Source organism: Heliomarina sp. (genome assembly GCF_052826185.1).
In genome coordinates, this window is record NZ_JBRBUI010000055.1 from 171,644 (window position 1) to 197,231 (window position 25,588).

The 25,588-nt window shown below is 54.3% G+C and carries 29 protein-coding genes; 15 read left to right on the top strand and 14 right to left on the bottom strand.

The window, feature by feature from the left end:
* Nucleotides 1-9: 9 nt before the first annotated feature.
* Entirely contained in the window at nt 10-366 is a 357-nt protein-coding gene (gene hisI / locus ACU0FH_RS23700) for a phosphoribosyl-AMP cyclohydrolase (RefSeq protein WP_446197153.1), read from the top strand.
* Here the strand turns inward: hisI and gluQRS are convergent.
* The 4 genes from gluQRS to ACU0FH_RS23720 form a co-directional block, all read right to left on the bottom strand.
* Nucleotides 363-1,217: a tRNA glutamyl-Q(34) synthetase GluQRS gene (gluQRS, locus tag ACU0FH_RS23705; RefSeq protein ID WP_446197154.1), complete on the bottom strand. Its 855-nt coding sequence runs from the start codon at nt 1,215-1,217 to the stop codon at nt 363-365. The two genes, hisI and gluQRS, sit on opposite strands and share 4 nt — an antisense overlap.
* 5 nt (nt 1,218-1,222) lie before the next feature.
* Nucleotides 1,223-1,432, bottom strand: coding sequence for a hypothetical protein (locus tag ACU0FH_RS23710; protein WP_238371422.1), 210 nt, complete (start codon nt 1,430-1,432; stop codon nt 1,223-1,225).
* Entirely contained in the window at nt 1,429-2,796 is a 1,368-nt protein-coding gene (gene trmFO, locus ACU0FH_RS23715) for a methylenetetrahydrofolate--tRNA-(uracil(54)-C(5))-methyltransferase (FADH(2)-oxidizing) TrmFO (protein ID WP_446197155.1), read from the bottom strand. Before trmFO ends, ACU0FH_RS23710 begins: the two co-directional genes overlap by 4 nt.
* Nucleotides 2,797-3,020: 224 nt before the next feature.
* Nucleotides 3,021-3,806 carry an enoyl-CoA hydratase gene (locus ACU0FH_RS23720; protein WP_446197156.1) on the bottom strand — a complete coding sequence of 262 codons (786 nt, stop codon included), beginning with the start codon at nt 3,804-3,806 and terminating at the stop codon, nt 3,021-3,023.
* Between the two features lie 57 nt (nt 3,807-3,863).
* On the opposite strand from ACU0FH_RS23720, the gene ACU0FH_RS23725 reads away from it, so the two are divergent.
* The gene (locus ACU0FH_RS23725; protein WP_446197157.1) at nt 3,864-4,283 is read left to right on the top strand and encodes a PaaI family thioesterase; all 420 of its coding nucleotides are present in this window, start codon (nt 3,864-3,866) and stop codon (nt 4,281-4,283) included.
* A gap of 54 nt (nt 4,284-4,337) precedes the next feature.
* Here the strand turns inward: ACU0FH_RS23725 and ACU0FH_RS23730 are convergent, their stop codons facing one another.
* Nucleotides 4,338-4,565, bottom strand: coding sequence for a DUF1127 domain-containing protein (locus ACU0FH_RS23730; protein WP_446197158.1), 228 nt, complete (start codon nt 4,563-4,565; stop codon nt 4,338-4,340).
* Between the two features lie 94 nt (nt 4,566-4,659).
* Here ACU0FH_RS23730 and ACU0FH_RS23735 point away from each other — a divergent pair, with 94 nt between their 5' ends.
* From ACU0FH_RS23735 to ACU0FH_RS23790, 12 genes are all read left to right on the top strand, one after another.
* Nucleotides 4,660-6,108 (top strand): aminotransferase-like domain-containing protein, encoded by a 1,449-nt coding sequence (locus ACU0FH_RS23735; RefSeq protein ID WP_446197159.1) that lies wholly within the window; start codon nt 4,660-4,662, stop codon nt 6,106-6,108.
* 163 nt (nt 6,109-6,271) lie between these two features.
* Nucleotides 6,272-6,730 carry a 50S ribosomal protein L13 gene (gene rplM / locus ACU0FH_RS23740; RefSeq protein WP_446197160.1) on the top strand — a complete coding sequence of 153 codons (459 nt, stop codon included), beginning with the start codon at nt 6,272-6,274 and terminating at the stop codon, nt 6,728-6,730.
* 4 nt (nt 6,731-6,734) lie between these two features.
* Nucleotides 6,735-7,235: a 30S ribosomal protein S9 gene (rpsI, locus tag ACU0FH_RS23745; RefSeq protein ID WP_088634567.1), complete on the top strand. Its 501-nt coding sequence runs from the start codon at nt 6,735-6,737 to the stop codon at nt 7,233-7,235.
* Nucleotides 7,236-7,504: 269 nt separating this feature from the next.
* The gene (locus ACU0FH_RS23750; protein ID WP_446197161.1) at nt 7,505-8,083 is read left to right on the top strand and encodes a CHRD domain-containing protein; all 579 of its coding nucleotides are present in this window, start codon (nt 7,505-7,507) and stop codon (nt 8,081-8,083) included.
* A gap of 142 nt (nt 8,084-8,225) precedes the next feature.
* On the top strand, nt 8,226-8,993 hold the full coding sequence (rfbF, locus tag ACU0FH_RS23755) for a glucose-1-phosphate cytidylyltransferase (RefSeq protein ID WP_088634683.1): 768 nt from the start codon (nt 8,226-8,228) through the stop codon (nt 8,991-8,993).
* Between the two features lie 5 nt (nt 8,994-8,998).
* Nucleotides 8,999-10,045 (top strand): CDP-glucose 4,6-dehydratase, encoded by a 1,047-nt coding sequence (gene rfbG / locus ACU0FH_RS23760; RefSeq protein ID WP_446197162.1) that lies wholly within the window; start codon nt 8,999-9,001, stop codon nt 10,043-10,045.
* Nucleotides 10,042-10,584 (top strand): dTDP-4-dehydrorhamnose 3,5-epimerase family protein, encoded by a 543-nt coding sequence (locus ACU0FH_RS23765; RefSeq protein WP_446197163.1) that lies wholly within the window; start codon nt 10,042-10,044, stop codon nt 10,582-10,584. Before rfbG ends, ACU0FH_RS23765 begins: the two co-directional genes overlap by 4 nt.
* On the top strand, nt 10,581-11,798 hold the full coding sequence (locus ACU0FH_RS23770; protein ID WP_446197164.1) for a class I SAM-dependent methyltransferase: 1,218 nt from the start codon (nt 10,581-10,583) through the stop codon (nt 11,796-11,798). Before ACU0FH_RS23765 ends, ACU0FH_RS23770 begins: the two co-directional genes overlap by 4 nt.
* On the top strand, nt 11,795-12,901 hold the full coding sequence (locus tag ACU0FH_RS23775; RefSeq protein WP_446197165.1) for a DegT/DnrJ/EryC1/StrS family aminotransferase: 1,107 nt from the start codon (nt 11,795-11,797) through the stop codon (nt 12,899-12,901). The genes ACU0FH_RS23770 and ACU0FH_RS23775 overlap by 4 nt, the downstream gene beginning before the upstream one ends.
* The gene (locus ACU0FH_RS23780) at nt 12,894-13,538 is read left to right on the top strand and encodes an acetyltransferase (RefSeq protein ID WP_446197166.1); all 645 of its coding nucleotides are present in this window, start codon (nt 12,894-12,896) and stop codon (nt 13,536-13,538) included. Before ACU0FH_RS23775 ends, ACU0FH_RS23780 begins: the two co-directional genes overlap by 8 nt.
* Nucleotides 13,539-13,553: 15 nt before the next feature.
* Nucleotides 13,554-14,333 (top strand): cephalosporin hydroxylase family protein, encoded by a 780-nt coding sequence (locus tag ACU0FH_RS23785; RefSeq protein ID WP_446197167.1) that lies wholly within the window; start codon nt 13,554-13,556, stop codon nt 14,331-14,333.
* A 5-nt stretch (nt 14,334-14,338) separates the two neighbouring features.
* On the top strand, nt 14,339-15,574 hold the full coding sequence (locus ACU0FH_RS23790; RefSeq protein WP_446197168.1) for a glycosyltransferase family 2 protein: 1,236 nt from the start codon (nt 14,339-14,341) through the stop codon (nt 15,572-15,574).
* Here ACU0FH_RS23790 and ACU0FH_RS23795 read toward each other — a convergent pair.
* From ACU0FH_RS23795 to guaA, 8 genes are all read right to left on the bottom strand, one after another.
* Nucleotides 15,571-16,311 carry an FkbM family methyltransferase gene (locus ACU0FH_RS23795; protein ID WP_446197169.1) on the bottom strand — a complete coding sequence of 247 codons (741 nt, stop codon included), beginning with the start codon at nt 16,309-16,311 and terminating at the stop codon, nt 15,571-15,573. The genes ACU0FH_RS23790 and ACU0FH_RS23795 overlap by 4 nt on opposite strands.
* 72 nt (nt 16,312-16,383) lie before the next feature.
* Nucleotides 16,384-17,001 (bottom strand): TetR/AcrR family transcriptional regulator, encoded by a 618-nt coding sequence (locus ACU0FH_RS23800; RefSeq protein WP_446197170.1) that lies wholly within the window; start codon nt 16,999-17,001, stop codon nt 16,384-16,386.
* Nucleotides 16,994-17,863, bottom strand: a complete 870-nt coding sequence (gene ppk2 / locus ACU0FH_RS23805; RefSeq protein ID WP_446197171.1) for a polyphosphate kinase 2 — start codon at nt 17,861-17,863, stop codon at nt 16,994-16,996. The genes ACU0FH_RS23800 and ppk2 overlap by 8 nt, the downstream gene beginning before the upstream one ends.
* A gap of 107 nt (nt 17,864-17,970) precedes the next feature.
* On the bottom strand, nt 17,971-18,891 hold the full coding sequence (gene metA / locus ACU0FH_RS23810; RefSeq protein WP_446197172.1) for a homoserine O-acetyltransferase MetA: 921 nt from the start codon (nt 18,889-18,891) through the stop codon (nt 17,971-17,973).
* Between the two features lie 87 nt (nt 18,892-18,978).
* Entirely contained in the window at nt 18,979-19,839 is an 861-nt protein-coding gene (locus tag ACU0FH_RS23815; protein WP_446197173.1) for an ATPase, read from the bottom strand.
* Between the two features lie 29 nt (nt 19,840-19,868).
* Nucleotides 19,869-20,801 (bottom strand): DMT family transporter, encoded by a 933-nt coding sequence (locus tag ACU0FH_RS23820; RefSeq protein ID WP_446197174.1) that lies wholly within the window; start codon nt 20,799-20,801, stop codon nt 19,869-19,871.
* 27 nt (nt 20,802-20,828) lie between these two features.
* Nucleotides 20,829-21,698, bottom strand: a complete 870-nt coding sequence (locus ACU0FH_RS23825; protein ID WP_446197175.1) for a DMT family transporter — start codon at nt 21,696-21,698, stop codon at nt 20,829-20,831.
* 48 nt (nt 21,699-21,746) lie between these two features.
* A complete protein-coding gene (gene guaA / locus ACU0FH_RS23830) occupies nt 21,747-23,312 on the bottom strand; it encodes a glutamine-hydrolyzing GMP synthase (protein WP_446197176.1) in 1,566 nt (521 codons plus the stop codon).
* Nucleotides 23,313-23,540: 228 nt separating this feature from the next.
* Here guaA and ACU0FH_RS23835 point away from each other — a divergent pair, with 228 nt between their 5' ends.
* Complete coding sequence (locus ACU0FH_RS23835; protein ID WP_446197279.1) at nt 23,541-25,085, top strand: trimethylamine methyltransferase family protein; 1,545 nt, start codon at nt 23,541-23,543, stop codon at nt 25,083-25,085.
* Between the two features lie 47 nt (nt 25,086-25,132).
* Here the strand turns inward: ACU0FH_RS23835 and ACU0FH_RS23840 are convergent, their stop codons facing one another.
* A complete protein-coding gene (locus ACU0FH_RS23840) occupies nt 25,133-25,435 on the bottom strand; it encodes a DUF6477 family protein (protein ID WP_446197177.1) in 303 nt (100 codons plus the stop codon).
* Nucleotides 25,436-25,588: the final 153 nt, after the last annotated feature.

Consider the following 25,588-nt stretch of genomic DNA (forward strand, 5'->3'; position numbering starts at 1 on the left):
TTTTTGCCCATGCCCTTTGATCCAAACTCGCTCACCTATGATGAAAAAGGGTTGATTCCAGCGATAGCTCAGGATCCGGACGGCGAAATCCTGATGATGGCCTGGATGAATGCGGAGTCCGTTGCGGCGACGCTTGAAACGGGGCGCGTTACCTACTGGTCGCGGTCCCGGCAATCCTTTTGGATCAAGGGCGAAACCTCGGGCCACACGCAAGAACTTATTGAAATGCGGGTCGATTGCGACCGTGACTGCCTTTTGTTGATCGTGCGGCAGACGGGTCCGGCATGTCACACAAATCGGCGCAGTTGTTTCTACACGGCCATTCGCGGCGGCGAAGAAGTCGAGCTGATGAAGCCGGAAAGTTAAAGCCCGATCATTTCGCGTATGTCTGTTGGCGTCACGCCTTCTGACCGGTATTTTGAAAGCGCACGCGCATCATCGCGTTTGGCCAGACGTTTGCCGTTCTCGTCGCGGATCAGCGAATGGTGGTGGTAGACGGGCGTCGGCAAACCCATGAGGTGCTGTAGTAATACATGGATTTTTGTGGCCTCGAAGAGGTCGAGGCCACGGGTCACATGAGTGATCCCCTGTGCAGCGTCGTCGATGGTCACAGCAAGGTGGTAGGAGGTCTGCATGTCGCGGCGCGCCACCACGATATCGCCAACTTCGGTCACAAGTTCGGCCCCGGTAAGTTGTATCGTTCCCAAATGCGTTGGGCCGGTCTCTTCGAACTCGAACGTTGTTGGATGCGAGAGAGCCTGCAGGGCCAGCCGCATGTTCAACCGAAGATTTGCATCCTTTGGCCTTGGTCCGGCTGTCGCATGAACCGGACGGCAGGTGCCGGGATAAACGGGACCGTCCGGGCCAATAGATAAAATACCTTCCTGCGGCGCGGATATTGCATCCTGAATGTCACGACGGCTACAGGTGCAGGGATAAAGCAGTCCTCTGTCCCAGAGATCATCGAGGGCTTTGTCATAGGCGGCGAGCCGGTCGGACTGTCGCAAGACGGGCAGGGGCCATTCGAGCCCCAGCCAGTGCAGGTCGTCATAGATTTGTTGTTCCCATTCTGAACGGGCGCGCGACCTGTCAATGTCTTCGATGCGCATAAGGAACGTGCCGGAAAGTTCCTTTGCGAGGTCATAAGCAATAATTGCAGAATAGGCATGACCCAAATGAAGCGGGCCGGTCGGCGAAGGCGCAAAACGGCACCGCATGAACGTCAGTCGCGGCGGGAAAAGTTGCGCAGCTTCCGATCCTGCCGGGCCTGATAGATCAAAATCCACGCGAGAACGATAAACATCGGATGGGTCAAGCCGCCCGAAAAGATAATCGCCGGGATCCAGATGATGAAAACGATTATCGCAACGAACAGGCGTCCGGTCAGAAGGATCGACAGGGGCGGGAGGAAGAGTGCGAGAACATAGTTCATGAAGTTGCCGTCATTTCTGCATTTTCGAATTGGGAGAGCCAGTTCTGCCAGTCGGTCTTGGCCCGGTCCGTGTATGCCTTGTATCGGTCCTTGCGCCCGCGACGCCCGCCCCTGAGTCCATCGACTGGGGGGAACAGGCCAAAGTTGACGTTCATCGGTTGAAAGGTTTTTGCATCCGCACCGCCGGTGATGTGTGTAATCAAGGCGCCCATGGCGGTTGTGGGAGCCGGTGTTTCGACAGGACGTCCAAGGATCTCGCCTGCAGCCATACGGCCTGCAAGCAGACCCATCGCAGCGCTTTCGACGTAACCTTCGACGCCCGTGATCTGACCGGCAAAGCGAAGATTGGGCTTTGACTTCAGGCGCATCTGGGAATCGAGGAGGGTCGGCGAGTTCAGGAAAGTGTTCCGGTGGATGCCGCCAAGTCGCGCGAAGCGTGCATTCTCTAACCCCGGAATCATCCGGAAGACATCGGTTTGCGCGCCATACTTCATCTTAGTCTGGAAACCGACGATATTGTAAAGCGTGCCGAGCGCATTGTCGCGACGAAGCTGCACCACCGCGTAGGCTTTGACGTCCGGCTGATGCGGGTTGGTGAGGCCTACGGGTTTCATCGGCCCGTGGCGCAGCGTTTCGCGGCCGCGTTCGGCCATCACCTCGATTGGCAGGCAACCATCGAAATAGCCGGCTGTTTCGCCTTCGTGGAATTCGGCCTTGTCCGCCGCCAACAAGGCGTCAATGAACGCCTCATACTGCTGGCGGTCCATGGGGCAGTTCAGGTAGGCGGTACGTTCTTCTTCGGTTTCGCCCTTGTCATAGCGCGACTGCATCCATGCGCGGGACATATCGATGCTTTCGAAATAGACGATAGGGGCGATGGCGTCGAAAAATGCCAGCGCCTCGGACCCTGTTTCGGACTGGATCGCTCGGCCAAGCGCCGTGGATGTCAGCGGGCCGGTTGCAAAAATCCAGTTGCCGCTATCGGGCAGGGAAGCGATTTCTTCGTAGCTGACGGAAATGCGCGGATGTGACAGCAGGGTTTGAGTGACTGTCTCGGAAAAGGGTTCGCGGTCAACCGCCAAGGCGCCACCGGCGGGCAGACGGTGTTTGTCAGCGGTTGTCATGATCAGGCCGTTCGCCGCGCGCATTTCCCAATGGAGCAGGCCGACCGCATTTTGTTCGCTGTCATCCGAGCGGAAGGAATTGGAGCATACCATTTCCCCCAGGTTGCCGGTCTTGTGCGCAAAGGTTTCGACTTTGGGTCGCATTTCGTGGATGACGACATCAACGCCCATTTCGGCCGCCTGCCATGCAGCTTCGGACCCGGCCATGCCGCCGCCAACGATATGTAAGATCTTGCTCATGCGATGCCATGTAAGGCAGCAGGTACGTCAGAGCAATGGGGATGGCAAAAAGGTTATCCTTGGGGTCGCCGTGTCAGAACTGTCAACCGGAAGGATCCGGCCTGGAGGGACCGTCTGACGGTGGCGACCCGTAAAGGAATAAACAATTAACTTGTTCTCTTTTGCCACAAACCTTCCGAAATGGAAAGTTTATAGATGGAAACAATTGCCTGAAATGGCAGAAACTATTGGTTCCAAGAGGGGGGGCGCTTTTCCAGAAACGCAGCAATACCTTGTTCCGTGTCGGGATTGAGCATGTTTTCCACCATGACATTGCCTGTGAATTCATAGGCCTGCGATACAGGCATCTGGATTTGCTCGTAGAAAGCTCTTTTCCCGATTTTGACGGCTGTTCCCAGTTTGGACGCAATTATCCGGGCCAGTTCATCTGTTGCATCGGCCAGTCGATCAACAGGCACGGATCTATTGATCAGCCCTGCAGATTCTGCCGCATCAGCATCAAGGAAAGTGCCTGTGCTCAGCATCTCGAAAGCTTTCTTTCGCGATATATTGCGTGACAGCGCAACCATCGGTGTCGAGCAGAAAAGCCCTATATTCACGCCATTTACGCCGAACTTTGTATCTTGTGCTGCAATTGCCATGTCGCAGGTCGCAACAAGCTGGCATCCCGCCGCAGTCGCAATTCCATGAACCTGTGCGATGACTGGCTGGGGTAGGGTCTGTATTGTTTGCATGACCCGAGAGCAGCGTTCAAATAGATCCTGGAAATAGGCCGCACCGCCGTCCTCGGGCTGACGGCCTGCGGTCATTTCCTTGAGGTCGTGACCCGCGCAAAAGGCCTTGCCCGCGCCCGACAGAATGACAGCTCGAATGGAGTTGTCTTCTCTCAACTCGTCGAGCGTATCCTGAAGCGCTGCGAGCATTTCATCCGACAATGCGTTCAGACGCTCGGGCGCGTTCATGCTCAGGTGCGCGACCGCATCGATATCGTTACGTTCAAGAATTGCCATCTTGCCCTCTCCCCTTGTTCTGGCCAACTCTAGCCCGAAGCGAGGGAGAGGAAAAGAATGGCGCTGATCTTGAACAAGACGGAAGTGATGGAATTTCTGGATGAGGTCTTCCCTCAGGTCCGGAACAGTTTTTTTATCGATGAGCTCGAAGAGAAATCGATCAAGATGCGTCTTCTGGTGAATGACTCTCACCTTCGGCCCGGCGGTACAGTTTCGGGGCCGTCCATGTTCAGCCTTGCGGACGTATCGGTCTATGCAATGCTGCTTGGCATGATCGGGCGGCAGGCGCTGACCGTCACAACCAGCTGCTCTATCGATTTCATGCGGAAACCTAAGGCGGTAAAGGATCTGATCGCCACGGGAAAGTTGCTCAAACTCGGCAGGTTGCTGGCGGTAGGCGATGTATTGCTACAATCGGACGGTGAAGAGGAAATCGTTGCGCGGGCTACGCTGACCTACGCTATTCCGTTGAAATAAAAAAGGGCCGGGAGCATGTCCCGGCCAGTTCCGTTTTGAGCCAAAACGGGGAGATCATATCTGGTAGAAGCGCTTTCGCTGTTCTTTCAAGGCTTGGGACTCGGTGATGCCGATATCCTCCAGAAGATGTTTGTCCAAATGTTTGAGTTGCTGTCGGGTTCGGCTGCGGCGGTCCCATTCAGTAACGACACTGGCTGCACGAATGAACATTGCTGCGATCAGCGGAAGGCGGTCCGCCGTGCTGAGCATGTACAGGTTATCTGCCGGTATCGTTCGTGCCATGGGATATTCCTTTCGAATTGTATTGACACAATATAGATTGTAAGTAGTAATATTGGTACAAACGGATCTCATCTCTGTCCAAGGAAGAATTGTATTGAGTACAATTAAAGCCCAAAAGCTGCCGGCTAAGGGTCCGAAATATCTGTCCGTCGCAGATACAATCGCTGAATCGATACGGTCTGGGGATCTGGCCGCTGATAGCAAACTGCCGCCTGTGCGCGATCTCGCCTATCAGCTAGGCATCACGCCCGGGACAGTTGCGAGGGCATACACGGTACTGACGAATAAGGGACTTTTGCGGGCCGAAGTCGGACGCGGTACATTTGTTGCGCGCAACGATCAACGTGAAATGGCTGACGATGACGTTCCATTCGGACAAAACAGTCGTGTCTCGCCTATTGAGATTGATGTCGTGCCTCACGGCAATCATGGTACAATTGCTGAAAGCTGGCCCGTCAGCCTGTTTTCTCCGGGGCTTCCTAATCTGGGGCAGGCCGGGATCATTCGGAAACTTTTGGCCGAAGTGGCGCAGGATCCACCCTCTGGCCTGATGCACTACCCTTCCCACGCGTCTTCCGAGCAGGCCCGGATTGCTGTTTTGAACTGGCTGGATAATGTCAGGCTGGGACGTGTCGATGAGAATGACATCGTCCTGGCAAACGGCGGACAGAACGCAATTCTGATCATCCTGCAGTCGATCCTGCGTGGGCCTCGGCCAAGTGTTCTTGTCGAAGAGCTGTCTTATCCCGGGTTTCGGCGAGCGGCTGATCTCTTGCGAGCACCCGTGGTTCCGGTGGCAATGGACAAGGACGGATTGATCCCCGAGGCTTTGGAGGAAGCGGCCAGAACGCATGGCGCGCAGGTTATTTGCACCTCGCCAGACGTACAGAACCCCACCGGTATATTCACGCCGATTAAACGACGCGAAGCGATTGTTGACGTCGCGCGCAGGTTGGATCTCCAGATTGTGGAGGATGCGTGCTATCAATCGTCGGGCATACCCGTACCAAGCTATCGCATGTTGGCGCCTGAACGCGGGTGGTATTTGTCGTCACTATCAAAAACTATCACGCCTGGGTTGCGAGTGGGTTATGCTGTAGCGCCCGAGGCTCAGTCGGCCAACCTGCGCCGTGCTGCGGACCACAGCTTTTTTGGACTTTCCGCTCCGCTCGTAGATCTGACCGCCAAACTTCTCGTGCATCCCGAAACGATTGCCCTTGAAGGCAAGGTTCGCAATGCTTTCGATCAGTACATTCGCTCAGCAGTCAACCATCTTGGCATTTACGAGCTTACATGGCGAGAGTCGGTCCCTTTCCTGTGGTTGGGGCTGCCAAAAGGATGGCGCGCTGCCGCGTTCTGTCAGGCTGCCGAAGCGCAAGGGGTTCAGATAAGGTCGGCTGAGGAATTCGTTGCACGTGAAGCGCGGGCACCGCATGCAGTTCGAATTGCCGTGAACGCGATGATCCCGCTAGATATCTTTGATGAAGCGATGTTACGGCTGCGTCGGCTGCTGGATAATCCACCGGAGCGGATCAGCGTGTGATTTTTTGGGGTATATTGATACCTATTTTTTAAGCTTCTGATTTTCCTACATTTTATGGTGATAGCTATGCTTGACTGACGTGCAATAGCTTATTAAACCCCGTCCATCGAATTCAGGCGCACGCCCCGGGTGTGCGCCCTTCATGTCAAACGGGACAAAGCTGATGAAAACTTTTTCTGCCACCCCAGCAGAGATCGACAAGAAGTGGATCCTTATCGATGCCGAAGGCGTCGTTCTGGGCCGTCTTGCATCGATCGTCGCCTCGCGTCTGCGCGGCAAGCACAAGGCAACCTTCACGCCGCATATGGACATGGGTGACAATGTCATCGTGATCAACGCGGACAAGATCCAGATGACCGGCAAGAAGCGCGAAGAGCACTTCTATTGGCACACCGGCCACCCCGGTGGGATCAAATCGCGTACCAAGCAGCAGATTCTCGACGGTGCTCACCCCGAGCGTGTCGTGTTCCAGGCTGTAAAGCGCATGCTTCCCGGCAACCGTCTGTCGCGTCAGCAAATGACCAACCTGCGCATCTACGCAGGTGGCGATCACCCTCACGGGGCGCAAAGCCCCGAAGTTCTGGATGTCAAATCCATGAACAAGAAAAACACCCGGAGCTGAATGAATGGCTGACCAGATCAATTCCCTCGAAGACCTCAAGGACGTCGTGACCGAAAATGTCGGTGCCGTTCAGGGGACCGAAACTGACCTTGCGCCGCGCGAACCCGTTCGTGACGAGTTGGGCCGTGCGTATGCCACCGGCAAACGTAAAGACGCCGTTGCGCGCGTCTGGATCAAGCCGGGCTCGGGCAAGGTGACCGTCAACGGTAAAGCGATTAACGAATATTTCGCTCGACCCGTTCTGCAGATGATCCTTCGCCAGCCCTTCACCGTTTCGGGCACCGAAGATCAGTTCGACGTTGTTGCGACGGTAAAAGGCGGTGGTCTTTCGGGTCAGGCGGGCGCGGTCAAGCACGGTGTTTCCAAAGCACTGCAGCTGTACGATCCCTCGCTGCGTGGCGCACTGAAAGCCGCTGGCTTCCTGACCCGCGACAGCCGTGTCGTCGAGCGTAAGAAGTACGGTAAGGCCAAAGCGCGTAAGAGCTTCCAGTTCTCCAAGCGCTAATACGAACCTACAAGAACTGAGAAAGGCCGCTCGTTGGAGCGGCCTTTTTTGCGTTTGTAAGGAGCATCTCTGATAGCGGCGAAATGGTGTTAGCTCCTTATCTGAATTGAGTTTTTTTCTTGTCTGATTGGTGTCGAAATTGCCGAAATCGGGTGGACTGTCACATCGAAAAAGCTATATATTTCGCGTGTATAGAGTGCACAGGGTGCTCAGTGACAACTTAGGGTGTAAACATGTTAAGAATTCTATCGACCGCTGGCGTGATTGCTTTGCTTGCGGTTTCCGCCAGTGCTGCGACGCTGAAATATGAAACCAAACTGAGAGGGGTGAGCGTTGCGCCCGAAGCGGTTTCTACAGATGCACGCGGCAAGGCAAAGCTCAAGCTCAAGACCAAGAAGGAAATGATCAAGTTGAAGGTTCGTGTCCGGAATCTTGACTTGGATGATCTGCTTGACGATCCAGACCTTGGGCCAATTCAATTGTACGCAGGTGAGGCGGGCGAAGTCGGCGAAGTGATTGCACCGTTCTCGCTTGACGACTTCCGTTACAAAGAGACCAAGAAGGGTTTCAAACTTAAGGTCAAAAAGATCGCTTTCGATGATATCAGCGTGGCTAGCGGGATGAGCTTTGACGATTTCGCGACGCTCGCGGCCAGTGGCGGTGTCTATGTTGATGTCGATACAAACGCGCATGAGAGTGGCGAATTGCGCGGGCAGTTCAACGGCAGCTCTAAGCCGATTTCGGCGGACCGGGTTCAGCCTGCGCCTGTGCCGCTGCCGGCGACCGGTTTGATGTTGATTGGGGGCCTCGGACTCTTGGTCGCTCGCCGTCAAACCAAAACAGCCTGAGCTGTCTCTTCTCGAAATCTGACGAAAGTGGCCGTGTTCGCAAGACATGGCCATTTTTTGATGTGTCGTAGCAGCATTGCTTGTGACGTAGAGACCAAGCGTGTAACTCCATAGCAGATCGAAATATTCTGGCAGGTTTTTGGTGAAAACAGTAATTCTAGCCGGGGGGTTCGGGACGCGAATTAGCGAAGAATCCCATTTGCGGCCTAAACCCATGATTGAAGTCGGCGGCCGTCCGATGCTTTGGCATATCATGAAGCTGTACGGGGTTCACGGCATCACGGAATTCGTCGTGTGCTGCGGCTATAAGGGCTATATGATCAAGGAGTATTTTGCCAATTACTTCCTGCACATGTCCGATGTGACCTTCGATCTGTCCAATAACAGCATGGAAGTGCACAATCAGAGCGCCGAGCCGTGGAAGATTACTCTGGTAGATACAGGGGAAGCGACAATGACCGGCGGGCGTATCAAGCGCATTCGCGACTATGTCGATGGCACATTCTGTCTGACGTATGGGGACGGGGTGAGCGATGTCGACATAACCGGGCTTGTTGATTTCCATAAATCCGAAGGCTGCGAAGCGACGTTGACCGCAATTCTTCCCGCCGGGCGCTTTGGCGCACTGGGAATTGAAGGTAATCGCGTGACCCGCTTTCAGGAAAAGCCGAAAGGTGACAACCGCTGGGTGAACGGCGGTTTCATGGTTTGCGAGCCGTCGGTATTTGATCGGATCGAAGGGGATGATACGGTTTTCGAAACGGGGCCGTTGGAGGAGTTGGCGGATGACCGCCAGCTCGGTCTATGGAAACACGATGGGTTTTGGATGGCGATGGACACGATGCGTGACAAGGCCATGCTTGAGGAGATGTGGGCCTCCGGTTCTGCTCCGTGGCACACGTGGAAGTAAAATCGATGGCAGGATTCTGGCAGGGTAAATCGGTGCTGATAACCGGTCATACTGGTTTCAAGGGAAGCTGGTTATCCCTTTGGTTGTCGGAGCTTGGCGCCAAGGTTTCAGGTATCGCTTTAGAACCTGAAACGGATCCGTCACTATTTGAACAATTGCATCTGGCCGACCGCGTGAACCACAAAATAGGCGATATTCGCAGTTATGAAACGGTTCGCCAGTCGGTCATTGAGGCTGAGCCGGACCTTCTCTTTCATCTGGCTGCCCAGCCGCTAGTTCTTGCGTCCTACGAAGACCCCCTGATCAATTGGGACACGAATGTGATGGGGACAGCTCATGTTTTGCAAGCGCTGCGTGAGGTTGCAAAACCCTGCGCCGCAGTAATGATCACCACCGATAAAGTGTATGAAAATCGCGAATGGATCTATCCGTATCGCGAAGAAGATCGGCTTGGTGGCCACGATCCTTACAGTGCCAGTAAAGCGGCTTGTGAGTTGCTGATTGCAAGTTGGCGGAAATCCTTCTTTGGGGATCTAAAAGTACGTGTCGCTACGGCTCGGGCTGGTAATGTGATTGGCGGGGGGGATTGGGCCGCGAACAGAATTCTGCCCGACCTTGCTCGGGCGCTGTCTGAGGGGAAAACCCTAACGGTTCGAAACCCAGGATCATCCAGACCTTGGCAACACGTTCTGGAGCCGCTGTCCGGGTACATGCTGCTTGCCGAAGCGTTGTATGAAGGTGTCAAACTCTCCGACAGCTATAATTTCGGGCCGGAGTCGAGCGATGTACGCCCGGTGAGGGAATTGGTGAATACGGCTCTCGGTTCGTGGCCTGGAAAGTGGGAAGATGCATCCCAATCAGGAGCCCCTCACGAAGCCGGACTGTTGAGCCTTAGAATTGAAAGAGCGCGCAACGAACTTAGTTATGCGCCACGCTGGGATTTCGAGAGAAGTGTTCGGGAAACCATGCTATGGTACAAAGCCGCTTCTGAGGGTCGCGATGTTCTACCGGTAACCTTAGCGCAAATCCGTGACTTCGAGATGTCAGGATGAAGTTCATTCCTCTCTCATTGTCAGGCGCTTATGAGGTGCAGTTAGAACCGCGATTGGACGAGCGAGGGTTTTTTGCCCGCATGTATTGCGAAGACGAGTTTGCTGCAAATGGTCTCAACACGAACTGGGCGCAGATCAACATGTCGCATAGCGTCGAGGTGGGAACTTTGCGGGGGATGCACTTTCAGCGGTCTCCGCATCGAGAAGTGAAGCTGGTACGATGCCTGCGTGGATCTGTTTTGGACATTGTGGTGGATTTGCGTTCAGAATCAGATACTTTCGGCAAGCATTTAACAATCGAGTTGAACGGTGATCTGCGAAATGCAATTTATGTTCCCGAAGGTTTCGCCCACGGTTTCCAAACATTGAAGTCGAATTCAGAGCTCCAGTATTTTCATTCCTCGCCTTACACTCCTTCATCGGAAGGTGGGGTTAACCCTCTAGATCCTGCGCTTGCAATTGACTGGCCGCTAGAGCCGCGCAATCTGTCTGAGCGCGATACCACGCTTCCTCGATTAAAGGACGTTCCTCCGCTGTGACCAATGAATGCCGCCACTGTAAGAGAGAGCTTACGCTCAAGTTTCTTGATCTCGGTCACGCACCGCCGTCGAACGCTTATTTGACCGATGAGGATTTATCCCGACCGGAGGTGACCTTTCCGTTGCGGCTCTGGGTTTGCTCATCGTGCCGCCTTGTACAGACGGAAGATTTTGCTGAAGCAGATCAATTGTTTACTGAGGACTACGCATATTTTTCCTCGACCTCGAAGAGCTGGCTGGCGCATGCGGCGGAATATGTCGACATGATAGTGGAACGTCTGTCCTTGAATTCCGAAAGTCATGTCATCGAGGTTGCGTCAAATGATGGCTACCTCCTGAAGAATTTCCTGGAAAAAGACATTCCCTGTCTCGGTGTTGAGCCGACAAAAAGCACAGCTGAAGCTGCCGAAGCGCTCGGGATTTCTGTGCTTCAAGAATTCTTTGGCGAGGAAATGGCAAAGGCACTGCCGCAAGCGGACTTGATCCTTGGTAATAATGTCTACGCGCATGTGCCTGATATTAATGACTTTACCTTGGGTTTTTCTGCTGCCTTGAAACCGCAAGGCGTGGTCACGCTGGAGTTTCCGCATCTGATGCGATTGGTTGAATTCAACCAGTTCGACACAGTTTATCACGAACACTTTTCCTATCTGTCGCTGCTCAGCGTAACCAAGATCATGGCTTCTGCCGGCCTGAGAGTTTTCGACGTCGAAGAGCTGCCGACCCATGGGGGATCGCTGAGAGTTTACGCTTGCCTCGAGCAAGCCGATCATGCGTCCCGGTCGAGTGTCGCAGAACTACTGGCAGAGGAGCGTCGGCGCGGTATGGAGGAAGATAATTTTTATTCCGCATTTCAGTCGAAGGCCGAAAGCGTCCGAAATGAGTTTCTGCGGTTCTTGCTAGACGCGCGGCGCGATGGGAAATCTGTGGCAGCATATGGCGCGGCGGCAAAAGGCAATACCTTGGCAAATTTCGCGGGGATAAAGCCCGATCTTATCCCCTTTGTGTGTGACGCAGCAGCGTCGAAGCAGGGCAAGTACTTGCCTGGAAGCCACATTCCAATTCGACCGCCTTCCGTGCTTGACTTGGAGTGGCCAGACTATCTTGTCGTCTTTCCTTGGAACATCATGCCCGAAGTCAGAGCCCAGCTTACTGAACTCTCGGGACTTGGCACGAAATTTGTCACTGCTGTACCGAGGCTGAAAATCTCATGAGCCGCATTGCCTATACGCGTCCTTCCATAACCGATCTCGAAGTTGAATATGCGACGGACGCGGCCCGAAATGGGTGGGGGGCAAAGTGCTACGACTATATTCACCGGTTCGAGGCGGGGTTTCGCGAGTATCTGGGAGTAGATTACGCGATTGCCACCTCCAGCTGCACGGGCGCCATGCATATGGGGCTTGCGGCGCTTGGCGTCTCCAGCGGTGACGAAGTCATCCTTGCCGACACGAACTGGATCGCCACTGCTGCGCCTATTGTGCATTTGGGTGCCACTCCGGTCTTTGTGGATGTGGATCCCGTATCCTGGTGCATCGATCCGGATAAAGTGGTCGCCGCCATCACGCCGAAAACGAAGGCAATTGTGGCTACTCATATCTACGGTAACCTTTGCGATATGGCAGCGTTACAGGATATTGCGGAACGCCATGGACTAACGTTGATCGAGGACGCTGCGGAGGCATTGGGATCGCAATATCGGGGTCAGAGAGCAGGCTCCATGGGAAGATTTGGTACGTTTTCCTTCCACGGTACCAAGACGATGACTACGGGCGAAGGCGGGATGTTCGTTACCAGCGACCCAGGTCTATACGAAACAGTCCTTACGCTAAGCAACCACGGGCGGTCGCGGCAGCAGACGCGACAGTTCTGGCCGGACATGGTTGGGTTCAAATACAAGATTTCGAACCTTCAGGCGGCCATTGGCTGTGCTCAGGTGGAACGGGCGGAAGAGCTTACCTCGCGCAAGCGGGAGATTCTTGCCGCCTACAAGCATCGTCTCTTGCCAAGCAATAGTATCGCGATGAACCCCGAACCGGACCACGTGGTTAACGGAGCCTGGATGCCGACAGTTGTCTTCGACAAGAAGACCGGCGTCACCAGAGACAAGGCAATTGCAGCTTTTCAATTGGCGGATATCGACGCACGCGTGTTCTTTAGCCCATTGTCCGAATTGGATTTTTTCGAAAACCGCTTTGCGACCCCAGTAGCCGAAGACATTGCAGAACGTGCGCTCAACCTGCCAAGCTATCATGATATGACCGATGACGACATTGACCGGGTGTGCGCGGTTATCCGAGGTCTTTTGGATGGATGAACGCCGTTTCGTTGTCTGGGGCAGCTCGGGACACGCCCGCGTTCTGCGAGATATGCTTGGACCAAACGACAGAATCGTTGGGTTGATCGATAATGATCGAAATGCTCGGACGATTCAGAACGGCGTTTCTCTTGTAGTTGGCATCAAAGGTTTCAGAGCTTTAATTGAGGAGTTTCGGGCAGAAAATCTTAGCGGTCTGGTCGCGATCGGTGGAGGACGCGGCGCTGATCGGTTGGAAATCCTTGATCTTTTCGTGGCAAGCGGGCTCGAGACGCCCGAACTGATCCATCCCTTGGCATATTGTGCACCGTCTTCGACCGTCGGCAAAGGATCGCATGTAATGGCGCAGTCTGTGCTGGCCGCTAACGCACGGATCGGTCGTGGCGCAATTATCAATCACGGTGCAGTTGTCGACCACGAATGCATCCTTGCTGATGGCGTACATATTGCGCCCGGAGCAACGCTATGTGGTTGCGTGCATGTCGGTGAAAATGCGTTCATCGGGGCGGGAGCAACAGTGCTGCCGCGGCTTCACATCGGGGCTGGCTCTGTGGTAGGCGCAGGGGCGACAGTTACCTGCGACGTTCCAGAAAATACCGTCGTTGCAGGCATCCCGGCACGACCGGTTTCAACGTGAAAAGAGAGAATTGACATGGATCCGATCAAGGAATTCGAGCAGGAACGGCAAGAGATCATCCGCGAGCTTGGTAAGGATCAGGATATCGCCGCCGCTTCCAATGAATGGATGCGGCTGGTTAATGCCAAGAAATATTCTTACACCTTCACCTCGCTTGGTCGTCCGATCATCCAGTACCCACAGGACATGGTCGCGATGCAGGAACTGATCTGGCAGATAAAGCCCGATCTCATCATCGAAACCGGTATTGCCCATGGGGGCTCTCTTATCATGTCTGCGGCCGCTCTTGCGATGCTTGACATGTGTGAAGCAATTGAAGCCGGTAAGAATATCGATCCATCGAAATCCGAACGGAAAGTTTTGGGAGTCGATATCGATATCCGAGCGCATAACAAGGCCGCTATCGAAGCGCATCCGATGGCCAGTCGTATTGAGATGATCCAGGGATCAAGCGTCGACAGCGAGATCATCGAAAAAGTCAAAATGATCGCAGGCAGGTATAGGCGTGTTCTAGTCTGCCTTGATAGCAATCACACGCATGAACATGTCCTTGCGGAGCTTGAGGCTTATGCGCCACTCGTGAGCAAAGACAGCTATTGCGTTGTCTTCGATACGGTCATCGAAGATCTTCCCGCAGATATGTTCGGTGATCGCCCCTGGGGCCCCGGGGATAATCCCAAGACGGCGCTACACGCATATCTCAAATCGCACCCTGAATTCGAAATCGACAAAAGCATCGACCATAAGTTGCTGGTCTCCGTGGCGCCGGATGGTTTTCTGAAACGCATCGGATGAAAGATATGCGCGTAAGCATCATTATCCCTACGCGTGAGCGTGCATTCTACCTCCGCCATTGCCTGCAGACAGTGCTGGACATTGATGATGACGATATCGAGATCATCGTCAGCAATAATGCGAGTACTGACAACACAGAAGAAGTTCTGGCCGAGATAAACGATCCGCGTCTCAAGGTTATCAACACCGGCACGCGTATCTCGATGCGGCAGAATTTCGAATTTTCACTATCACATGCGACGGGCGATTACGTTATCTATATTGGAGACGATGACGCATTTATTCCCCAACAGTTCTCGGTATTCAGGGAAGTTGTTGAACATTTTCAACCGGATTCGCTGAGCTGGTCTATCCCTACATTCGGTTGGGTGACCGACAACTACTCGGGCAAGAACGGCGGCGTTCGGTTTGAAAAGAAGTTCCTTTTCGGTGCGCTCGAGCAGATTGATATGAAGTTGATGAAATCCAAACTGCTGCAGGCGGATTACGAGGGTTTCCGTGCGCCGACGATTTACCACGGAGCGGCGTCCCGTGCTTTCATGGAAAAAAATCGCGCGCCCAACGGCGTTTTCTTCAACGGGACCAGTCCGGATCTTTATTTTACTGATCTTGCAATATTTCAGAATGCCAGGCACTTTGACCTGCGACATCCGATTACGATAAGCGGTAAGAGCGCCGCCAGTACCGGCGCGGCCCACAATTCAAAGTCCATAAAGAAAGATGCCAGCAATCCGGCTGCAAGATTTGCCGCCGAAAATAATGCTGACCAGATGCGCGATGTAGCTGACTTCGGAACCAGCGTACGGGGTGCATTCTTTCAGGTCATGGAAACGGTTCGGCACATTCTGGAAGTCGAGGAGAAGCCCGACTATGCGGCCTGGTTTCGATTTGTACTGGCCGACCATAAAGGTCATGGGGTTGACGAACAGCAGGATGTTATTCGGCGTCTTCGTGAATATGCGGCCTTGAAGGGCGAAAGCGAAACCCTCGAGAAATTGATTTCCGAAGGTGTTTCCGATGTCAGCCGAAAGCGTCTGGCTGCCCGCTGGGAAAAGGCGAAATCAAAGCTGCGAAGCTTTCGGATCAAAACCGAGTTGGAGGGTGAAAACACCGTACTGACTGCGGCGAGAGTCGCCGATATTGTGCTTGGGAATGACTATTCCGCGACGGCTCAGAATGATCGGGATCGCTTGTGGAAAGAGGCCGTGAAACGGTCGAAACCGTTTCCGCGACAATTCTAGGTTCTCAGATACCAATCGTCGAAACGGGACACTTCGGGATAAACGTGGGTGTATCCCTTGGACTTGAGCAACTCCTGAATTTGTTCCCGCTGTGGTTCGAAGTTGTGTTCAACCGTCATGACGCGAAACGACCACCGGTCGAAATCAAGGGCATTCAGAATGTCGAATTCACTGCCTTCGGTGTCGATCGAGATGTAGTCAATTTCTCCCGGTGCGTTGTGGCTTTCCAGAAGGTCGTTCAATGAGACCGTTTCGACCGTATAACTCTGTCCGCGCATCTTGCGGGAGGTTTTAACAAAGGTCGATATGGATGAATTGATTGCGCTGGCGGTCTCGGTAAACTGAACTTCGTGCCCGCTTTCCTTCCAGACACAGCGTGTGTCTATCTCAGCTTTGCGGTTTTGCCTCAGTGCGCTGTGCCAACCCTGCGCAGGTTCTGCAAGAATGCCGGACCAGCCAAACTCCTGCTCCATCAAAAGGGAATTCGAGAGCTCGACACCATTAGTCGCTCCGAATTCGACAAAGAAGCCGTTCTTTTTGAAATCGAGCGCTGAAAGCGCGAATAGGTCCTGGCGCACTTGAGAATGCGATCGGTCCAGCATGTCGAGGCAGGCGCTGCGTGCAGTGTCGGGCAGGCATTTCAGGAATTGCAGGTCGTGATAGGCTCGCTCGCGATCCTTGAGCTCCCTCAGTCTGGAGCGGCGGATTAGGGTCGTGTCAGATAGTATTGGAGACAATGCAGCGGGCCTTCAAAAATACTGGGTGTTTCGTTGGATTTTATGATTTGCGCTGATACGGCGCAAGGCGGTTCAACCGTCTGGGTCGATCAAACCAAGACCTCGGAGGTAAACACCAATACCGGTTTCAAGGAGCTCATCAGCTGGAAACGGGCTTTGAGTACCCGGAGAGTTGCGTGCAAAGAGTTCGACGACGCCGTGGCTCAACGCCCAGATATGGGCCGAAAACATTGCCGGAGGAGGGCGTTTTTCCGGCGGGATCTTTTTGCTGAGATCGGTCGCGGCCCGTTCCAACACTGATCGCGCTTTTTGCGAAATGGCTGCGAGTTCCGGTGTCCGGTTCACCGAGATGCCGCTTTCGAACATCGCGATGTAATGCCCGGGGTATTTTCGAGCAAATGCCAGATAGGCACGCCCAGTGGCTTCGAACGCGGACAATGCCGAAGGCTGGCCCTTGTCATAGGCATATTGCATTAGTTCAGCGAAGATTTCGTATCCCTGTCGCGCCGCTTCTGCGATGAGATCTTCGCGCCCCTCGAAATGGCGATAGACGGCTGCAGGTGTTACGCCAGCCTGTTTGGCCGCTTCGGAAAGGGTGAATCCGGTCGGGCCTTTCTCCCGGATCAACTCAAGTGCGGAGTCAACGAGAGCCTGGCGCAGATTGCCGTGATGGTATCCGCGTTTAGGCATCCCAGATTTCCGGTGAACTGCAGATGTTATCGTCGATCTTTCCGATGGCTTTTTTGTCCTTGCCTGCATAGTCCACGCCATGCAGGACCGTACGAATTGCATTTAACCGGGCACGGCGCTTGTCGTCGGAACGGATGATTGTCCACGGGGTTATTTGGTTATGTGTGCGGTCAAGGGTTTCAGCAATCGCAGCTGAATACTCGTCCCATTTCCGAAGCCCTTCGACATCGATCTTGCTGAGTTTCCATTGCTTTAATGGATCCGATTCACGTTTCAGGAACCGCCGCAATTGCTCGGCTCGACCCACGTTCAGCCAGAATTTGAAAAGGTGAATGCCATCGCCGGCCAAAGCCGCTTCCAAGGGAGTTACCTGACGAAAAAACCGTTCCCGTTCTTCGTCTGTACAAAAGCCAAATACCTTTTCAACGACGCCGCGGTTGTACCAGCTTCTGTCGTAGAAACACATTTCACCGCTGGTTGGCAGATGAGAGATGTATCGCTGAAAATACCATTGGCCTTGTTCCGCTTCACTCGGTTTCGGCAGGGCAATGACACGAGCGGTGCGGGGGTTCAGGTTTTCGCGAAACCTTTTGATCGTACCACCTTTACCAGCCGCATCGCGACCCTCGAAAAGAATGGCGATGCGTTGCCCGCTGCTTTGCATCGAAGCCTGCATCTTAGCGAGTTCGATTTGAAGTTTATCAAGATCTTTCTCGTAAGTCTTTCGGGACATCCGCTCGGAATGGGGATAGGCGGGATTGAGGATCTCATCCTTGTCGGCGCGTTTGATAGCCTTCCGAACCTCGTCGGGGGCTTCGTCGCTCAGGAATGCGCTGATCGCACCGTCAAAAGGCAGATCCATGATGGAGAATCCTTCTCGCTGTGGTCCGTGCAATATGGAATGTTAAAGGGCTTAACGCAAACCCGTGTAAGACTTGCGGCAGCTTTCCGGGCCGGGAGCGAAGTACCTCAGGAATTCCCTATGTCGCTGATGTCGAACGGCGTCGACTGGTAGATCTGGTTGATCCAGTTCCCGTAAAGCAGATGCGCGTGACTGCGCCATCTGTTTTTAGGCGGCTGAGATGGATCATCGTCCGGGTAATAGTTAACGGGAACGTTGATCGCCGTGCCGGTTTCTACATCGCGGTCGTATTCCTGTTTCAAAGTGTCCCGATCATATTCGAAATGATTGAATATATAGATCGCGCGATGGGCAGGATCCTCGACAAGACAGGGTCCGACTTCGTCGCTGCCCAAGAGCGTCCTCAGACCATCGACGGCAGCGATTTCATCCTGTTTCATCTCTGTCCAACGGCTGACAGGAATGACGAAATCGTCCGAGAAACCGCGCAGGTAGGGAGAGGCAGGTGCGAGGTTCCTATGCCGAAAACAGCCAAATGCCTTGTGCTCGAGGATGTGTTTTTTGACGCCGTGCATATAGTTGATCATCGCCATTCCACCCCAGCAGACGCCAAAGGTTGAATGCACGTTCGTCTGCGTCCAGTCAAAAACCTGCGTGATCTCGTCCCAATAGGTGACGTCCCCGAAATCAAGGTGTTCGATCGGCGCGCCTGTGATGATCAAGCCATCGAACTTTTCGTCTCGGACATCGCTGAACGGGCGATAAAAACTCTCCATATGCTCGGCCGCCGTGTTCCTAGTCTGATGTTCGCTCATCCGGATCAGGGACAGTTCGATCTGAAGCGGCGTGGCACCGATCAACCGGGCGAACTGGTTTTCCGTTTGGATCTTTTTGGGCATCAGGTTCAGGAGGCCGATCCGAAGTGGTCGAATGTCCTGACGGGCCGCCTGATCTTCGTCCATCACCATGACGCCCTCGCGGGTAAGTACGTCATAGGCGGGCAGACTGGCCGGGATTTTAATAGGCATATCGAAACTTTCGGATTTGGTGCGGCGACTAGATATGGGAGGGTTTTGCAATTGCCAAGACGCTAGCAAAACAGCTTTGCCCGGATATTAATCCTTCGCCTCTATGGATGCGGCGATCAGGTCCTCAAAATCCTGCTCGGTTTTGACCTGAGACACCTGATCGGCAGTCACAGTTACACCCCATTTTGCCATCGCTTCATAGCGGGGCTGCCGGTGTGCCAAGGCCTTGGAATATGTCCACCTGATGAATGCATCGGGGTCGACCTCGTCAGGTGCGGCACTCTTTTCCCGTAGGTACTCTTCCCAAACCGACGCCAGAAACTCGGGTTGATAAGCCATCGGCTTGGGCGCTTTGTCGAAACGACGTATCAGCTCTTGGGTGTGAGCCTCGTCGCCTTTGATCCAGATCATCAGTGTCTGGCGGTTGAGTTCCTTGAGAATCAGATCGTTCGGGTCTTCGGCATCGACCCACTCGCAGATCGACCCGCCCGTATCGCAGATGAAATGCGGGTAGTTGTAAAGCCGACCGGCGCGTTCGATAAAATATTGGGTATCCATGAGCGCATGGATTTCCGACTGCCTGAACTGTTCCTGCCTTCTGCGATATTCATCCATCTCGAGCCCGCCCTTTGATGGATCGCCTGGCTTGCCAAGATAGGCGGAGACTGGTTTGAGATTTTCAAAGGTCAGGTTCGAACCGATGTAGATCGAATCCGAGAGCAGCATTTCCTTCAGGAAAGGCACCTTCATCGCTTCGGCTTTGGCGTTGTCTGCTATGTATTCGCCCATATAGCGCGTACCGATGCGGTAATCGATGGAGTAGTGAAACCAGTCTCCGGCGCTGCGCAGCATGTTCGACAGGAATGTCTTGCCGAGACCAGACATTCCGAAGAACAAGACACGTTTATGCGCCGCCGCGCGCCATTCGCTGGCTGTTGAGTACAGCATGGGTGACCCGATCCATTGTTTTGCCCTAGCTACTTAGGCGGGCTGGTGGGGTCAATCTTGAGCATGCGGGGAATTTTCAATGTCTTGTTTAGGATAAGAAGGCCAAGCGCCAGAATCGCAAAACCGACATAGGCGCTGGGGCGCAGCTCTTCGCCAAGGACGACCGCACCCAGAACGATTGCGATGGGCGGCACGATCAGGGTGACTAGCATAAGGTTGCCGCTACCCGCCATCCCAAGGATGCGATAGTAGAGGAGGAACGCCCCGGCGGTGCCAAGAAGTGAGTAATAGGCGATGGCACCCCATGTGATGGGCATCAGCGAGAACTGAATCCGGCCATCGAAAATCAAGGCAAGAGGCAGCAGCACCACCGTGGAACCCGTCAACATCCCGGCGGCGGCTATTTGAGGGGGCAGGTGGCTTAGCCTTGCACGCGCCCAGCAGCTTGCCAGACCGTAGCTGAGCGTTGCGCCGAGTACGGCCAACTGTGCGATGGAACGCAGATCAAAGCTTGCCAGAGACTCGATCCCGAGGGCAAAGGCGACCCCGATGAATCCGAGTAGCACGCCGATCACCCGATTTGCCGTAAGCCTTTCGTCCGCGAAGAAGATCGCCGCCAGAATGATGCCAAAGATAGCGGTGGTACCATTAAGGATCGATGCTAGGCCGGTCTCGATATGCAACTGACCCCAGGCCAAAAGCGCGAATGGGATGACGTTATTCACTACGCCCATGACTAGGAAGGCCCACCACGTTCGAAGGTCACGCGGTAATGGCAAGCGCATGAGAAAGACGACGCCCCAAAGCACAAGCATTGCCCAGCCTACGCGGTGAAGCACAAGCGTAAAGACCGGAATTTCGTTGAGGGCGAGGCGTATGGAGAGGAAACTTGCGCCCCAGATCAGCCCGAGAAGGGCCATTTCCGCCCACGCACGTCCGGATATGTTCTTTTGCTCTATCATGCCCGTATCTGGCAGCAGAGCGACATATCAGGCGACCCGATTCCTGCGGGTTTCGTTCAGGATGTTCATGTAATTGGCGCCAAAGATCATTGCTGCACCGACAAGAACCCAGATATCGAGCGCCTCATTGTAGATAACCATTCCGACGATCGCGATCGTCGGCAGTCGCGCAAAGTCGAAAGGAATCACAACCGACGCCGGCGCGATGGAAAGCGCATTTGTCAGGCAGAAATGCGCTGTGAGGCCACCGATTGCGATAACGATGACCATGGGAAGTTCGGCAAGGCCCGGTAGAGCAATGTCGCCATCATAGCCTGCCGCGACCAGTCCCATCACTAATTGCATCGCGGTCAGCCAAAGCATGATGCTTCCGGTTGTTTCGGTTCGGGTCAGACGCTTTGTCACGATGTTTGTTGTCGCGAAGAAAAGTGCGGCGGCGGCGGCGGCCAGAACACCTGGGTTAATCGTTTCTGGGCTGGGCCGCGCGACGACAAGAATTCCGAGAAACCCTACGAGGGCACACAGGCTGCGCATGCGTGTCAGTCTCTCGGCAAGCACCAGCGGCGACAAGACCAAGACCCAGAGCGGTGATGTGAACTCGAGTGCGAAAACCTGTGCAAGCGGAATGGCTGTTACCGCGAATAGCCACAGGTTCTGACCGGAAAAATGAGCGAGGTTCCGGATAAGGTGAGTTCCAAGCTTTTCCCGCTTGACCACGTGCCAGTTGGAAGTTGCTGTTAATACTAGGCAAACGACGATTAGGCCAATTAGGCTGCGATACATCATGATCTCGAATGTATCGAGCGCGTAAGCCACTTCGCGACCGGCCACCGCCATTGAGGAAAAAGATACGATGGCGCCGATCATCCAAAGAGCGGCTTTGGTGGTACTGCTCATCGTATCTTTCCGGTCATTTCCTGTTTTGGTTGATCTAGATGGAGCGGCTCACTCCCACTCGATCGTTCCGGGCGGCTTCGAGGTGATATCGTAGGTGCAGCGGTTTATACCCTTTACCTCGTTGATGATACGAGTGGCCGTTTCACCAAGAAATTCATGACTGAAGGGATAATAATCCGCTGTCATGCCATCGACAGAAGTCACGGCTCGCAGTGCGCAAGCGTAATCATAGGTTCGCCCGTCTCCCATGACGCCGACGGTACGTACAGGCAGAATCGCTACGAACGCCTGCCAAATTTCGTCATACAGACCATGCTTGCGGATCTGGTCGATATAGACAGCGTCCGCCTTGCGCAGAATTTCCAACTTGTCGCGCGTGATTTCTCCGGGGCAACGGATCGCGAGACCGGGACCGGGGAAGGGATGGCGGCCGATAAAGCTGGTGGGGAGCCCCAACTCGCGGCCCAGTTCGCGAACTTCGTCCTTGAAGAGTTCCCGCAGCGGTTCGACCAGTTTGAGCCCCATCTTTTCGGGCAGGCCGCCCACGTTGTGATGGCTTTTGATCGTAACCGAGGGGCCGCCAGAGAATGAAACGGATTCAATGACATCAGGATAAAGGGTACCCTGAGCCAGGTAACCCGCGCCTTCGATCTGGTCCGCGTATTTCTGGAAAACATCGATAAAGAGTTTGCCGATGATCTTGCGCTTGGTTTCCGGGTCAGACACGCCCTCCAGTTCACCTAGGAAAAGATCCTGCTCCTGGGCGTGTATCACCTTGAGGTTCATGTGATCGCGGAACATGCCGACAACCTCGTCGGCTTCGTTCAGACGCAGCAACCCATGGTCGACAAAAACGCAGGTCAACTGCTCGCCAATGGCTTCGTGGATCAGAGCTGCAGCCACAGAGCTGTCTACGCCCCCCGACAAGGCGCAAATAACGTGTGAATCACCGACCTGCGCCCTGATCTTCTTGACCATTTCTTCGCGATAGGCGTCCATCGTCCAGTCACCTGAGAATCCAGCGTCGCGGACGAAGTTTTCGTAGATCGTCTTGCCGTTCGGCGTGTGGTGAACTTCGGGGTGGAATTGCACCGCGTAGAAGCGTCTTTCGAGATCGGCGGTAATTGCAAATGGGGCGCCGGGAGAGGTGCCATAAACCGCGAAGCCAGGAGCGATTTCACTCACATGGTCGCCATGGCTCATCCAGACCTGTTCGCGTTCTTCCAAGAACCACCCAGCAAGAAGATCGATTCTCTCTTCTGTAGGTTTTACGTAGGCGCGTCCGAACTCTGCGGTGTGACTTTCACCGGCTTCGACCCTGCCGCCAAGATCCTGCATCATGACTTGCTGACCGTAACAGATCCCAAGGATCGGCACCCCAAGATCGTAGACCGATTTCGGGGGGCGTGGCGAACCTTCGCGAACCACCGAGTCGGGACCCCCGGAAAAAATCACGGCTTTAGGTGCGAGTTCCTTGAGGAAGGCATCCGTGACGTTCTGATATGGATGAATTTCGCAATAGACATTCAATTCGCGCAGACGTCGCGCGATCAGCTGCGTCACCTGGCTGCCAAAGTCGATGATGAGAAGGCGTTCATGGGAAATCTGGCTCATGTTTGCTGATTAGGCGGCGCGGGGAGGAGAGGCAAGAGGCTTGCATAACCAATCCGGATTTCCTGTGCAGTCAGACCTTCGCAATGAAAGCCCTGCTTTACGATCATTTTGACTTGCTTCCGAATGCGAATGTCGCTTTTTCACTTCAAGCGACGCAATTCTGATCAGTTCTCTTGGTGGGCTACGGTATGGAAGCGTTCAAATTTCTTCATGGCGGAGGCCCGGCAAATGACAGAAGCAAGCGCAAGACGCAGAGGACGCGGCGGTGGCGGCGCGGCGCGCCGGGCAGAAAGAACTGCTGTCGTGATCGAAACCGCGAAGTACATCGAGCGGAATATTCCTAACTTCGAGATACTGTCCGAGGAAGCCCTTGAGGTGATCGAGACCAACGCTGAGACCGTTTTGGCGGAAATCGGCGTAAATTTTGTGAATAACTCGGCGGCTTTGGATCGTTGGCGCGATGCCGGTGCCGAAGTTGAAGGCGAAAGGGTGCGTATCCCGCGTGGTTTGGCGCGCAAACTGATATCGACCGCACCGTCCCAATTCACGCAACATGCGCGCAACAGCGAGAAAAGCGTTGTGATCGGCGGCAAGAATCTGGTGTGCGCGCCGGTCTACGGTCCTCCTTTTGTACGCGATGCCAACGGTGGGCGCCGGTATGCGACGATGGATGATTTCCGGAAATTCGTGAAGCTTGGACACATGTCTAAATGGCTGCACCATTCCGGCGGTACGGTTTGCGAGCCTACCGACGTACCTGTGAACAAACGCCATCTGGATATGATCCATGCGCATATGACCCTGACGGACAAGCCGTTTATGGGCTCTGTGACCGATCCCAGCAGAGCGCAGGATTCCGTGGACATGTGCGGTATTCTGTTCGGTCAGGATTTCGTCCAAAAAAACACTGTGATGACTTCCTTGATCAACGTGAACTCTCCGTTGACCTTCGATGACGTCATGATGGGGGCGATGGAAGTCTACGCGGCCAATAACCAAGCCTGCATCCTGTCGCCATTCATCGTAGGCGGTGCCATGGCGCCAGTTTCGGTCGCCGGGACCCTGACGCAGGTTCTGGCCGAGGTTCTGGCGGGGGTTGCCTATAACCAGTTAGTTCGCCCGGGGGCTCCGGTCATTTTTGGCGCATTCGTGACCTCGATCGATATGAATTCCGGTGCGCCGACCTTTGGAACACCCGAAGCTTCGCAGATTCTGTATGGCGCTGGCCAGCTTGCGCGGCGTCTCAACCTCCCGTTCCGTTCGGGTGGCGGTCTTTGCGCATCCAAGCTGCCAGATGCTCAGGCTGCATATGAAACCGCGCATACGCTTAACGCGGCGTTGCTTGGCGGCGTCAACTTCATGCTCCATGCCTGTGGATGGCTCGAAGGTGGTCTGGTATCCAGCTACGAAAAGTTCGTCATGGATGCCGATCAATTGGGCGTACTTCATAAGCTGGCTCAGGGTGTTAATGTAACTGAGGACGATCAGGCAATGGGGGCCATTGCAGAAGTCGGACCCGGCGGTCATTACCTCGGATGTGCTCATACACAGGCCAACTTCAAGACGGCGTTCTGGCGGACGAACCTGCTGGACTACAGGCCATTCGAAACTTGGCAGGAACAAGGCGCTCCGGATACGCAGGCACTCGCAACCGCTCGAGTTGCGCACCTTTTGGATACCTATCAGCAACCGTCTCTGGACCCTGCGATTGAAGAAGCATTGAACAGTTACATCGCTGAAAAGAAAAGCAGTATGCCCGACGCATTCATGTAACCGTCAGTTTGGTTTGGATTTCGGCCCCGTTAGCAGCCGGGCCGAAATCATTCCTGAGAAGCGTCGCTTCGGCTGCACGACATCAAACGCGCTTCTCCCATTATCGCGATCAGAAAATCGATATGTTTCGGCAGCGAATAACCTGCGTCCTCCGACCGCCGCTGGTCATCGAGGATCCTTTCCGCCTCAATCAACTGTATCAACACTGACGAGGCACGCGGTAAGGTATGATATCTCAATAATCGTTTGAGGTGACGATCGCGATTGTATTCCTGTGCCCCCAGACGAGCGGCACGGACAAGTAGTCGCGGCCGGTGAAGCTGCTTTAGCATGCTTAGAATGTCTTGCATTCAAGTTCCTCTTGAATTGATCGCGTACTTTGCGAGGAACCATTTCTTGCATGAGTTCAGTTGGTGTTGCTGAAAAGGTCAGTTGTGCGCACGGAGGTTTCACCGTTGTTTATGAAACAGTTACTCTAATGAGGTCATCCAACGTATTAACTA